At 64.5% G+C, this 12050-nt stretch carries 9 protein-coding genes; 7 read left to right on the top strand and 2 right to left on the bottom strand.

All coding sequences use genetic code 11. The annotated features are described in order from the left end of the window. Positions 1–7: 7 nt before the first annotated feature. Positions 8–832, bottom strand: a complete 825-nt coding sequence (locus ACP15W_RS00825) for a hypothetical protein (RefSeq protein WP_424930929.1) — start codon at positions 830–832, stop codon at positions 8–10. Positions 833–1214: 382 nt separating this feature from the next. Here ACP15W_RS00825 and dprA point away from each other — a divergent pair, with 382 nt between their 5' ends. The 7 genes from dprA to ACP15W_RS00790 all read left to right on the top strand — a co-directional run bounded on the left by dprA (position 1215) and on the right by ACP15W_RS00790 (position 11438). Continuing rightward, positions 1215–2390, top strand: coding sequence for a DNA-processing protein DprA (dprA, locus tag ACP15W_RS00820; RefSeq protein WP_424930928.1), 1176 nt, complete (start codon positions 1215–1217; stop codon positions 2388–2390). 154 nt (positions 2391–2544) lie between these two features. After that, the gene (topA, locus tag ACP15W_RS00815) at positions 2545–5196 is read left to right on the top strand and encodes a type I DNA topoisomerase (RefSeq protein ID WP_424930926.1); all 2652 of its coding nucleotides are present in this window, start codon (positions 2545–2547) and stop codon (positions 5194–5196) included. A 280-nt stretch (positions 5197–5476) separates the two neighbouring features. Beyond that, the gene (locus ACP15W_RS00810) at positions 5477–5953 is read left to right on the top strand and encodes a bacterioferritin (protein WP_424930925.1); all 477 of its coding nucleotides are present in this window, start codon (positions 5477–5479) and stop codon (positions 5951–5953) included. Between the two features lie 263 nt (positions 5954–6216). Further along, a complete protein-coding gene (gene rnr, locus ACP15W_RS00805; protein ID WP_424930924.1) occupies positions 6217–8454 on the top strand; it encodes a ribonuclease R in 2238 nt (745 codons plus the stop codon). Positions 8455–8642: 188 nt separating this feature from the next. After that, positions 8643–9359, top strand: coding sequence for a sulfotransferase family 2 domain-containing protein (locus ACP15W_RS00800; protein ID WP_424930923.1), 717 nt, complete (start codon positions 8643–8645; stop codon positions 9357–9359). Between the two features lie 106 nt (positions 9360–9465). Then, positions 9466–10701 (top strand): lytic murein transglycosylase, encoded by a 1236-nt coding sequence (locus ACP15W_RS00795; protein ID WP_424930922.1) that lies wholly within the window; start codon positions 9466–9468, stop codon positions 10699–10701. Then, positions 10701–11438, top strand: a complete 738-nt coding sequence (locus ACP15W_RS00790; RefSeq protein WP_424930921.1) for an NYN domain-containing protein — start codon at positions 10701–10703, stop codon at positions 11436–11438. The genes ACP15W_RS00795 and ACP15W_RS00790 overlap by 1 nt, the downstream gene beginning before the upstream one ends. 170 nt (positions 11439–11608) lie before the next feature. On the opposite strand, the gene ACP15W_RS00785 is transcribed toward ACP15W_RS00790, so the two are convergent. Beyond that, positions 11609–12010, bottom strand: coding sequence for a helix-turn-helix domain-containing protein (locus tag ACP15W_RS00785; RefSeq protein ID WP_424930920.1), 402 nt, complete (start codon positions 12008–12010; stop codon positions 11609–11611). Positions 12011–12050 lie beyond the last annotated feature (40 nt).

Genomic DNA, 12050 nt, shown 5'->3' with positions numbered 1-12050 from the left:
GCCGTCTCTAGTGAATGACCGGCTCGTAGGAGATCTCGCGCACGTCGATCACCGGGCTTTCGTTCAGTGCCGGGAAACCGCCGGGTCCGAACGCGCCCGATTCAAGTTCGGAAAGCTCGCCCTGGCTGGTGGTGGCCGTGACCTGCCAGTCGGGAGCAGAAGACGTCTCCGGGTAGAGCCGGGCCTTGACCGTATCACCGAGAACCTCGACCTCGAACCACTGCCATTCACCGTGCTCCCAGCCGACTTCCGCGGTCGCGAGCGCAACGGTCTTGCCCTTCTCGCCGGTGTATTCGCGCAGGTGCAGCTTCCGCTCACCGATCGAATTCTCATAGGCATCGACCCGGATGCCAAACCAATCCGCGCCGACCTTGGCCACGCGCGCGCCGAAGCTGAATCGCCGGTCGAGGCTGTATTCCAGGTCATCCCAGGCCCAGCGCACGAGGCAGCGGTAGAGCCCGTCACCCATCGCGCGCGACCAGTCACCGTGGGCGCGCGAATTGCTGTCGGGGATGAGCCGGCCGAACGTGTGCTCGCCCTCCGTCACCAGGGTCCATTCCGGCGCGAGATAGCCCAGATAGTTCATGGTCGCGAGGGACGCCTCGTCGTCGAAACTGGTCAGCGCGGATTTGGCAGCCGTGAGATCGGTGATGGCGACCATGAATTCCTGCGCTTCCGCGTCTTCGGTCGCCTGGAAGCTGACCTTCACCCCGATGCTGCTGCGCTCGGCACCGGACAAGATGTTCACGGCACCCGTTGCCGGATCGATTGTGATCCCGTCGCCGTCGTTCATGAAGGTGAGCGTTGCACCCGTCGTAACTTCTTCAGCCAAACCTGTTTCCTCTCGATACGCCCTGGCGCGGCCAAATGCCGGTATTCCGGTCGGGAATTTCTGCCTGCCCCGAACCGCGCGCCCCCTTTTTGGGCGGCGCACGGCTGCGCGCGGGCAAGCTCCCGGCCACCGCGGCAAGACCGGAACAACCCGCCGCCGACCAGACCAAACTGCCATGTCTCGGATTGATTGCGTCTGCCCGACCGGGACGAAACCGACCCCGTTCGAGGAGATGCGTCACATTACGACAGTTCGAATGCCGATGGCCTTTTTGCCATTTGGCCGCCCTCCCCGCGCACTCCGCAGGCAACGCCACGCGCTCACGTTCACAGGGTGTTAACGCACCGATGGCAGGGGAAAGCCGAACCCCGGAGCCACACCGATGCCCGACCATGCCGAGCCCAGTTCGGGCAAGATCCCGACCGAAGCCCTTCCCCGCTCGGAAGAAGGACGGCTCGACTGGTTGCAACTCTTCCGCTCGCCCCGCGTTGGCCCCACAACCTTCATCCGGCTGATCCGCGCCCATGGATCGGCGAGCGCGGCGCTAGAGGCGCTGCCCGAAATCGCCGCCCGGTCTGGCAGCCGTTACTATGCGCTGGCCAGCCGTTCCAGCGTGGAAACGGAATGGGAAGCCGCAATGGAAGCAAGTGCCTTCCCCCTGCTCCTTGGGGCCGAAGACTACCCTGCGCTCCTCGCCACCATATCCGACGCGCCGCCGCTACTCTGGGCCATCGGCAACCCGCAACTGCTGAACCAGCCGCAGGTGGGCCTCGTGGGCGCACGCAACGCCTCCGCACTCGGATGTCGCATGGCAGCCCGGCTCGCAAGCGAATTGGGCCAGATCGGCTACGGCATCGTCTCGGGGCTGGCGCGTGGCGTGGACGCCGCCGCGCACCGCGCAGCGCTCGAGACCGGCACGATCGCGGTCCAGGCCGGCGGCGTCGACACGATCTACCCGCCCAGCAACGCCGAGCTTGCACGCCAGATCCCCGAAAGCGGCCTCCGCCTCAGCGAAATGCCCATGGGCCACGAGCCGCGCGCCAAGGATTTTCCACGCCGCAACCGCATCATCTCCGGCATCGCACAGGGCATCGTCGTGATCGAGGGCGCCCTGCGCTCCGGGAGCCTCATCACGGCGCGCAATGCGCTCGACCAAGGCCGCGAAGTCATGGCCGTTCCGGGAAGCCCGCTCGACCCGCGCGCGGGCGGCTGCAACCAGCTCATCCGCGACGGAGCAGTTCTCGTCCGGTCGGGCGAGGATGTCGCCGAAACGCTGGCCCAGGGCGCGCCTGCGTCACCCCGCTACACCCCTTCGGCCGAACCGGAGAAGACGGTCCCCCGCAGCATCGAAAGCCCCCAATCGCCCCCGAAGGCCGCACCCTCCACCCCGCCCGAGCCCGCCGGCATCCTCACGCTGCTGGGGCCAGTGCCGATCCCGGAACACGCGCTTGCCCGCGAGCTGGGCCAGAGTGCCGCGCGCCTTGCGGCCGAACTGACCGATCTCGAGCTTTCGGGCCTCATCCGACGCCATCCCGGCGGCCTCATCAGCCTCGCATGAGCCGGGTCAACCAGTCGTCGAACCGCGAAAGGCAGCGCCACCACCCGGCAGATTCGAGCCCGCGCTTCCGCCTTCCGGTTGACAAGCCCCGCCCCGGCCCGCATGTAACCGCCCGGCCCCCGCCGGGGTTTTTGGGCGGGGCGGGAGATGTTTAATGGCCGTTGTCGTCGTCGAGTCGCCTGCCAAGGCAAAGACAATCAACAAGTATCTCGGGTCCGACTACACGGTTCTGGCCTCCTACGGGCATGTCCGCGACCTGCCGCCCAAGGACGGCTCCGTGGATCCCGAACACGATTTCGAGATGAAATGGGAGGTCGCGTCCGAGAGCCAGAAGCATGTCCGCGCCATCGCGGAAGCGCTCAAGGATGACGGTAAGCTCATTCTCGCGACCGACCCCGACCGCGAAGGCGAGGCGATTTCCTGGCATCTTCTGGAAGCGCTGACCAAACGCCGCGCGATCAAGAAGGACACCGAGGTCGCCCGCGTCGTCTTCAACGCGATCACCAAGTCCGCCGTGACCACCGCGATGGAAAATCCGCGCGACGTGGACATGGAACTGGTCCACGCCTACCTCGCCCGCCGTGCACTCGACTACCTCGTGGGCTTCAAGCTCTCCCCCGTGCTCTGGCGCAAGCTTCCGGGCGCGAAATCGGCCGGCCGCGTGCAGTCGGTCTCGCTGCGCCTCATCGTCGAGCGCGAGATGGAAATCGAGGCCTTCAAGGCCCGCGAATACTGGACCGTCAAGGCACTCCTCGAAACACCCAGGGGCGAAACCTTCGAGGCTCGGCTCACCACGCTCGATGGCAAGAAGCTCGACAAGTTCGACCTCGCCGATGAAGCCGCTGCAAAGGACGCGGTGGCGAAGATCAGCGCGCGCGACCTCTCCGTGGCATCCGTCGAGGCAAAGCCCGCGACCCGCAATCCGGCAGCCCCCTTCATGACCTCCACGCTCCAGCAGGAGGCCAGCCGCAAGTTCGGCATGGGCGCGCGCCAGACCATGAGCACGGCGCAGCGGCTCTACGAAGCCGGCTTCATCACCTACATGCGAACCGACGGCATCGACATGGCCCCCGAGGCCGTGATGGCCGCGCGCGACGCCATCAAGGCGCGCTACGGCGAGAACTACCTGCCGAAATCGCCGCGCATGTACAAGAACAAGGCGAAAAACGCCCAGGAAGCGCACGAGTGTATCCGCCCGACGGACATGAACCGCGCACCAGGTGACATCGGCCGGCTCGAGCCCGACCAGTACAAGCTCTACGAACTGATCTGGAAACGCTCCATCGCCTCCCAGATGGAGGCCGCGCGCTTCGAACGCACCACGGTCGAGATCGGCGCGTCGGACAAGGTCGTGGGCCTGCGCGCCACCGGCCAGGTCGTGACATTCGATGGCTTCCTCAAGGTCTATTTCGAGGGCCGCGACGACGTGGATCTCGATGCGGACAACGACGACGACCGTCGCCTGCCGCAGATCGCCCAGGGCGACCGCACGCCGCAGAAGAGCGTCACCCCCGAACAGCACTTCACCCAGCCGCCACCACGCTACACCGAGGCGACGCTGGTCAAGCGCATGGAAGAGCTCGGCATCGGCCGGCCCTCCACGTATGCTTCCATCGTTTCGACGATCCAGGAGCGCGCCTATGTGCGCAAGGAGAAGAATCGCCTCTACCCCGAGGACAAGGGCCGGCTCGTCACCGCTTTCCTCGAAAACTATTTCGGGCGCTATCTCGACTACAACTTCACCGCCAACCTCGAGGAAGACCTCGACCGGGTGACCACCGGCGACGAGGATTACAAGCATCTGCTCTCGAACTTCTGGACCGACTTCTCGAAAGCGCTTGGCGCCACCGAGGGGCTGCGCATCACGGAAGTGCTCGAGAAGATCAACGAGGTTCTCGAACCCCACCTCTTCCCGGCGACCCCCGAGGACCCGGAGCCGCGCCGCTGCAAGTCCTGCGGGGATGGCCGGCTCAGCTTGCGCACCGCACGCTCGGGCGGCGCCTTCATCGGCTGCTCGAACTACCCCGAATGCCGCTACACACGCCCCCTCTCGGGCGACACGGATGGGGATGCCGATATCGGCGGCCCCGATGGCAAGCTGTTGGGCTACAATGACGACGGCGAGAAGGTCACCATGCGCCGCGGACCCTACGGCCTCTATGTCCAGCTCGGCGAGGTCACCGAGGAAAACAAGAAGCCCAAGCGCTCCTCCATTCCCAAGGGCATGGACCCCGACGTCGTGGATCTCAAGCGCGCACTCGAGCTTCTCTCGCTGCCGCGTCTCGTCGGCATGCACCCCGAGGACGGTGAGAAGGTCGAAACCGCCATTGGCCGCTTCGGACCTTACGTCAAGCATGGCAAGACCTACGCGTCTCTGAAGGATCCGGAAGAGGTTCTGACCCTCGGCATGAACCGCGCGGTGGAACTCATCGCCCAGAAGAACGCGCGCGGCGGCGGGCGCGCGGCAGCCAAGCCGATCCGCGAGCTTGGCGAACACCCTGACGGCGGCGTGATCGGCGTCTACGAAGGCCGCTACGGGCCTTACGTCAAATGGGAAAAGACCAACGCCACGCTGCCTGAGAGCATCGACAAGGATGCCGTAACGCTGGAAGAGGCGGTCGAACTCATCAACGCCAAGAAACCCAAGAAGAAGGCCCCGGCGAAGAAGAAGCCTGCAGCCAAGAAGACGGCGGCGAAAAAGACCGCGACCAAGAAGAAGGCCCCGGCGAAAAAGTCCGCTGCCAAGGATGACGGCCCGGAACTGATCGAGGACGACAAGGACGATCCCAAGGCCGCGGCAGGGTAGCTTTTCGGGCGCAATGCAACGCACAAATCGCATCGCGAGCGAGACCTTCGCAACGCGAGCAAACGCCTCGTTCGGGCCGCTTCTGCCCCGCAAATGAGGCGCGGAATACCGCCAATCGCCCTTTTCCCGACAAAATCCTGCACTAGTTCCCCCCTTGAAGAATCGAGGGGGTGAATTACGCATTCATTACTTCGAATGTATCGCCGGACCCGTTCCGGCAGGCCGCAAGCGTCATCCGGATGCTCGCGGTCCCAGTAGCTTGAGAGAAGGGAAACCGAAGATGTCCAACGCCAAGACGATCGAGAACCTGCAGAAAGCCATGAAGATGGAAATGACCGCAGCGCACCAGTATCAGCTGCACGCTCATGTGCTGGACGACTGGGGTCTCGACTTGCTCGCCGCCAAGATGCGCGAAGAGATGCAGGAAGAGCTTGGCCACGCGGACAAGTTCATCGAGCGCATCCTGTTTCTCGAAGGCACACCGGAAATCGACTTCCACAAGAAGCCCAAGAAGTCCGAGTCCCTCCTGGAAATGTTCAAGGCCGACGTCGCCGACGAGGAAGAGGCCATCAACTTCTACACCTTGGCCGCCAAGCAGGCCTATGAGGAGAACGACATCGGAACCCGCGCGCTCTTCGAGGAACTCGTTCTTGACGAGGAAGGTCACAAGGAATGGCTCGATCAGCAGATCAGCCTGATTGACCGCCTGGGTGAACAGACCTTCAGCGCGAAGCAGATGTCCGGGCCGGAGGCCTGATCTTTTCTCCCCCTCTCGATCCTTCACGATACGGGGCCGCGCTTTCCTGCGCGGCCCCGTTTCATTCGGGCAATACCCTTGCTCTGCCAGCCTTCGGGATTTTGCGGGCTATGGCAAATTGCCATACGGTTGCCATACGCAAACCATATCGATTCCATACCGCGAAATTGTCGGGTTGCACCGGGAACAGCCCACACGTCGGCAAGCCGGACTTTCGCCAGTTTTCGGGTGCCAGTGCTCGCTCCTCGTGCTAACGCAGCGCCATGAAGCAACTGCCGACACCCGACGAGATCATCGCCTTTCTCCGTGAGAACCCAAGCCAGTCGGGCAAGCGGGAGATTGCACGCGCCTTTGGCCTCAAGGGCGCGTTGAAGATCGAGCTCAAGCAGCTCCTGGCCCAGATGACTCGCGAGGGATTGATCGACCGCAACCGCTCCCGCGTGCGGCCCGCCGGGGAACTGCCTCCGGTGCTCGTCCTGCGCGTCACGGGGCCGGATTCTTCCGGCGATCTCTGGGGTGAGCCGATGCAATGGGAAGGTGACGATCCCGCCCCCCGCGTCCTCATCACCACGAGGCGCGACGACCCCGCGCTCGGCGCCGGCGACAGGCTTCTCGGCCGACTGATCCGCACCGAAGACCCCGAGGCGCCGCTAACCGCCAAGGTCATCCGGCGGATCGGCATGGGCCCCAAGCGTGTCATCGGTATCTTCCACGCCACCTCCGAAGGCGGGAGAATCGGCGCCATAGACAAGCGCACCGACCGAGACTGGCTGGTACCGCCGGGTCTTACGTCCGGTGCGAAGGACGGCGAACTTGTCGAGGCGGAGCAATCCGGCACCGCCCGTTCGCACCTCATGCCGCGCGCCCGCATCATCGCACGACTCGGTGACCCCTCCGCCCCGCGCTCGGTGTCGCTCATCGCGATTCACGAGCATGGAATCCCGGACGAATTTCCCGAAACCGCACTCGCAGAGGCAGCGGACGCGAAGCCGGTACAGCTTGGCCAGCGCGAGGATCTGCGCGACCTGCCCCTCGTCACGATCGACCCCGAAGATGCCCGCGACCATGACGACGCCGTCTGCGCGGCGCCCGACGATGATCCGAAGAACCCCGGCGGCTTCGTCGTGTGGGTCGCCATCGCCGATGTCGCCCACTATGTCCGACCGGGTTCCACACTGGACCGTGAGGCCCTACGTCGCGGCAACTCCTCCTACTTTCCTGACCGGGTTGTGCCTATGCTGCCCGAGGATCTCTCCGGGGATCTCTGTTCGCTTCACGAAGGCGTGGAGCGTCCTTGCATCGCGGTTCGCATGGTGCTCGACGCCCATGGCAACAAGATCGACCATCGCTTCACCCGCGGCTTCATGAAGTCTCCGGCCAGCCTCAGCTATGCCCAGGCACAAGCGGCGGCGGATGGCAAACCGGACGAACGCACCACGCCTCTGAAGGAAAGCGTCATCGACCCTCTCTGGGCCGCGTGGCGCGCCGCCCACAAGGCGCGTGCTGCCCGCGAGCCACTTGACCTCGACCTCCCCGAACGCCGGATCGTCCTTTCCGAAGCAGGCGAGGTCCTGTCCGTCGCCTTTCGCGACCGGCTCGATGCCCACAAGGTGATCGAGGACTTCATGATCCTCGCCAATGTCGCTGCCGCCGAAACGCTCGAGGCAAAGCGCATCCGCCTGCTCTACCGCGTCCACGAGGAGCCGAGCCCCGAGAAGCTCGAAGCCCTGCGCGAAACAGCCGAAAGCGTGGGCCTTTCTCTGGCGAAGGGCCAGGTTCTCAAGACATCACAGCTCAACCGCCTGCTTGATGGCGTCGCCGGCACCGAACATGCCGAAATGATCAACATGAGCGTCCTGCGCTCCATGACACAGGCGTATTACACGCCAGAGAATTTTGGCCATTTCGGCCTCAACCTGCCGCGCTACGGCCACTTCACGTCGCCGATCCGCCGCTATGCGGACCTCATCGTCCACCGCGCGCTGATCCGCGCCCATGGCTGGGGGGATGATGGCCTCTCGCGCGACGAGGAAATCGAGCTCGACCGCACCGGCGAGCACATCTCGATGACCGAGCGGCGCTCGATGATGGCCGAACGCGACACCACCGACCGCTACCTCGCGGCCTATCTCGCCGACCGGATCGGCAGCGAATTTCCCGGAACGATCGCGGGTGTGGCGCGGTTCGGCCTCTTCGTGAAACTCGACGAAACCGGTGCCGACGGCCTCGTGCCGATCTCCGCCATCGGAACCGAGTATTACCGCCACGACCCGGAAACCCAGACCCTCACCGGCGAGAAATCCCGCCGTGTCATCGGGCTCGGCCAGCGCGTTCTCGTCCGCCTCCAGGAAGCGGCGCCCATCACCGGCGGGCTACTCTTCGACCTGCTGGAGATCGAAGGCCGCGGCGTGCCGACACCCTCGCGGCGCTCAAAAGGCGGACCGCCCCGCCGCAAGCTGTCGCGCTCCCGTATCCGCAAATCGAAGACCCGCAAACGCTAGTCCCGGTCACGGGCAATCCAAACCTCCCGGCACCTGCCCGGACACCCCTGCCTTGGCATTCCGCCGCCCGTCCATCGGCCTGTCGGGCGCTTGGCGCTTGTGTTCCTCGGGGGGCCACCCCTATGCTCGCCCCGCGCGTGAGGCGGCCCCGAGACCAGCGGGGGCCGCACCCCAGGGAGCCTGGCCGAATGATTATATCGAAGACCCGGAAATTCGTCTTCGTCCACATCCACAAGACCGCAGGGGAATCCATCACCTCCGCGCTCGCAGGCCAGCTTGGTCCGGGCGATCTCGTGATCGGCTCCACTCCGATGGGCAAGCTCCGAAACATCCAGTACAAGCGCAGATACGGCCTCGAGAAACACAGCCACGCCACGAAGATCCGCGAGTTTCTCGGCCCCGAGACCTGGGAGAGCTATTTCAGCTTCGCCTTCGTCCGCCACCCGTTCGAGCGCACCGAATCCCTCTACCGCTATTTCGCCATGGTCTCCGAGAAGCGGGACGCCGGCGGGCTGCGCAATCTCCGCTTCAAGCTGCCTTATTTCTCAGGCTCCGATCCGTTGATCTGGCCCGGCATGACCGCCTATCGCGAGACCGAAACCTTCTCCGAATTCATCCGGCACCCTTCCTTCTTCCGCGACCCCGCCTCCCGCTGCCAATGCGACGCCGTGCAGGACGAAACCGGCGCGACGATTGTCGATTTCATCGGATATTTTGGCCAGCACGAAAGCGATTTCGCGCGTGTGGCCGAGCGCCTCGAGCTCCCCGATCTGCGCCTGCCGCGCAAGAACATCTCCACCGGCGCCACCGCGCGCGAGTCCCTGATCGGCCCGGCGGATCGCGAGCATCTCCGCGAAGTCTTCGCCCGGGATTTCGCGGCCTTCACGTTTCCGGAGCGCGGTTGAGATGCGTGCATTTCATCGAAGAAACCGGACACGTCCCCTATCTTTCAGGCACACGCGAGAGTAGAGTTGCCGAACAATAAAAAGCCAATCGAGCAGGAGGCTGGCCTTGAAGTCGTTTCCACTTGCCCTTTTCGTCATCGCGCTGGTCGCGGGCGGCTGCGGCGTCAATGCAAACTCCTCCTATAACAACACGCCGCCCATGGCCCGCAGCCAGTCGCCGCAGCCCGAGAGCTTCAGGGCCTGGAAGTCCGGTTTCCGCAGCCGGGCCATCGCGCAAGGCATCCAGCCCAGCGTGTTCGATGCGGCGTTTCGCGGTGTCGGTGTCAATTCGGAGGTCATGCGGCTCGACAGCCGCCAGGCCGAGTTCACCAAACCGATCTGGGAGTATCTCGACAGCGCGGCCTCGCCCGATCGCGTCACCAACGGCCGGGCGCGTCGCGCGGAATACGCCAGCACCATGGCCGCCATCGAGCAGACCTACGGGGTCGACAGTGACACGGTTCTGGCGATCTGGGGCATGGAGACCAATTACGGCACCTATCGTGGCGACATTCCGGTGATCGAATCGCTGGCGACACTGGCCTACGAAGGACGCCGCAAGAGTTTCGCCGAAGATCAGCTCATCGCCGCGCTCAAGATTATCCAGGCAGGCGATACCCAGCCGGCCAACATGATCGGATCCTGGGCCGGCGCAATGGGGCACACCCAGTTCATCCCGACCTCCTACCTGAGCTATGCCGTTGATTTCAACGGCGATGGCCGACGCGATGTCTGGTCCGACTCGCCGGTCGATGCGCTCGCCTCCGCCGCGAACTACCTTTCGCGCGCCGGCTGGCAGTCGGGGGCGCCCTGGGGCATGGAGGTTCGCCTGCCCGCTGGCTTCAACTACGCGCTGGCGGACGACTCCAATCGCCGCTCTGTCAGCCAGTGGCGGACGGCAGGGGTGCGGACCATGAACGGCACCACCCTGCCCGACTACGGCCCGGCGGCGATCATCGCTCCGGCCGGTGCGCGCGGCCCGGCCTTCATCGTCTACCAGAATTTCTACGTCATCAAACGCTACAACAACGCCACGTCCTACGCCCTCGGCGTCGGCCATCTCGGGGACCGCATCGGCGGTGGCGCCCCTTTCGTGCAGCCCTGGCCGCGGGGGGAACGCACCCTGAGCCGCACCGAAAAGATCGAACTGCAGGAACGTCTCACCGCCGCTGGCTATGATACCGGCGGTGCGGACGGCGTGATCGGGCCGGATACCGCCTCCGCCATCCGGCGTTTCCAATCGGCGAACGGCATGACCCCGGACGGGTTCGCCAGTGCCGACCTGCTGAATGCGCTGCGCTGATGGCCAACGAAGAGCAATCCCCGCGGCTTGCCGTGCTGATAGACGCGGACAACGCCTCGCCGAAGATCGCCGACGGGCTCTTCGATGAGGTCGCCCGCATCGGTGAGGCAAGCCTGCGGCGGATCTACGGCGATTTTTCCGACGGCCACCTGAAGGGCTGGGCCGAGATCCTGTCGCGCCACGCCATACTTCCGCAGCAGCAGTTTGCCTATACCACCGGCAAGAACTCCTCCGACATCACCCTGGTCATCGACGCGATGGACCTTCTCCATTCCGGGCGTTTCGACGGCTTCTGCCTGGTGTCCTCGGACAGCGATTTCACCCGGCTCGCCGCGCGCATCCGTGAACAGGGCGTGGCTGTCTACGGCATCGGCCAGCGCAAGACACCCGAGAGCTTCCGCCAGGCCTGCACCCGCTTCATCTTCACCGAGAACTTCGTCAACGGTGGCAGCGACGGTGACAAGGCAAAGTCCGCCACCCCGACGGGTGAGGCGCTTCCCCTGTTCGAAAAGGTGATCGGAGAACTGGAAGGGGATGCGGAGGGCTGGCTCAGCCTCGGCATCGTCGGGCACCGTCTCAACAACCTCTCGCCAGAGTTCGATTCCCGCACCTTCGGCTACAGCAAGCTCAGTGACCTTGTGGCGGCCATGCCGCAGTTCGAGATCGACCGGAAAGGGCCGCAGGGCCCGAGAATGCGCCCACAGAAGAAAAAGACGCGGGCTCGCACACGCAAATAGCCCGATCATCGCGCGGGCGGGATCTGCAACTGACCGAAACGGTTTGCGATGATGCGTGCCCCGAGATCACGGCAGTTCGGGATATTGGCCGGTTCGCCGGCGCGCCCCGTTGCCGATCCTGGGTGTTCTTGTGGCCGCGCGTTCCCGCGGCTCCAACTCCGAGTTTCAACTCAGAGGCTGCGCTTCTCGATCTCGCCCATCAGAGAGCGCACGAGAGCAACGACGGACGCACGCGTATCCTTGTCGTCCACGTTGGAGAAGGCATCGGTCAGCGCCTTCAGTTCTTCCGGGCTCACCGAGCTGGGCGTCGAGGAGTTCTGCGGCTCGATCCCCTGCTCTCCTTCAAGACCTTCGAAGAAGTAGTTCGGCGTCACGCCGAGAAACATCGCGATCTGATAGAGACGGCCGGCACCAACCCGGTTCGACCCCTTCTCGTATTTCTGGATCTGGGAGAACGTGACGCCAAGCTGACGCCCCAGCCGGCCCTGGCTGATCTTCAGAGATTCCCGACGGCTTCTGATCCGCTGCCCGACATGCTTGTCGACTTCATTTGCAAACGTGTAACTATCCACTTCAACCCCACCCTACAGGCAAAACGGCAGCAACCATTTT

The sequence above is a fragment of the Amaricoccus macauensis genome (genome assembly GCF_049800915.1).
Taxonomy (GTDB): domain Bacteria; phylum Pseudomonadota; class Alphaproteobacteria; order Rhodobacterales; family Rhodobacteraceae; genus Amaricoccus; species Amaricoccus macauensis_A.
Note: the sequence above shows the minus strand (reverse complement) of the source record. Positions and strands in the feature narration are given on the sequence as shown.

What these genes read in the sequence shown, in the direction of transcription:
- dprA (WP_424930928.1), top strand. Translation starts at nt 1,215, where the DNA reads ATGCCCGACCATGCCGAGCCCAGTTCGGGCAAGATCCCGACCGAAGCC.
- ACP15W_RS00810 (WP_424930925.1), top strand. Translation starts at nt 5,477, where the DNA reads ATGTCCAACGCCAAGACGATCGAGAACCTGCAGAAAGCCATGAAGATG.
- ACP15W_RS00790 (WP_424930921.1), top strand. Translation starts at nt 10,701, where the DNA reads ATGGCCAACGAAGAGCAATCCCCGCGGCTTGCCGTGCTGATAGACGCG.
- rnr (WP_424930924.1), top strand. Translation starts at nt 6,217, where the DNA reads ATGAAGCAACTGCCGACACCCGACGAGATCATCGCCTTTCTCCGTGAG.
- ACP15W_RS00800 (WP_424930923.1), top strand. Translation starts at nt 8,643, where the DNA reads ATGATTATATCGAAGACCCGGAAATTCGTCTTCGTCCACATCCACAAG.
- topA (WP_424930926.1), top strand. Translation starts at nt 2,545, where the DNA reads ATGGCCGTTGTCGTCGTCGAGTCGCCTGCCAAGGCAAAGACAATCAAC.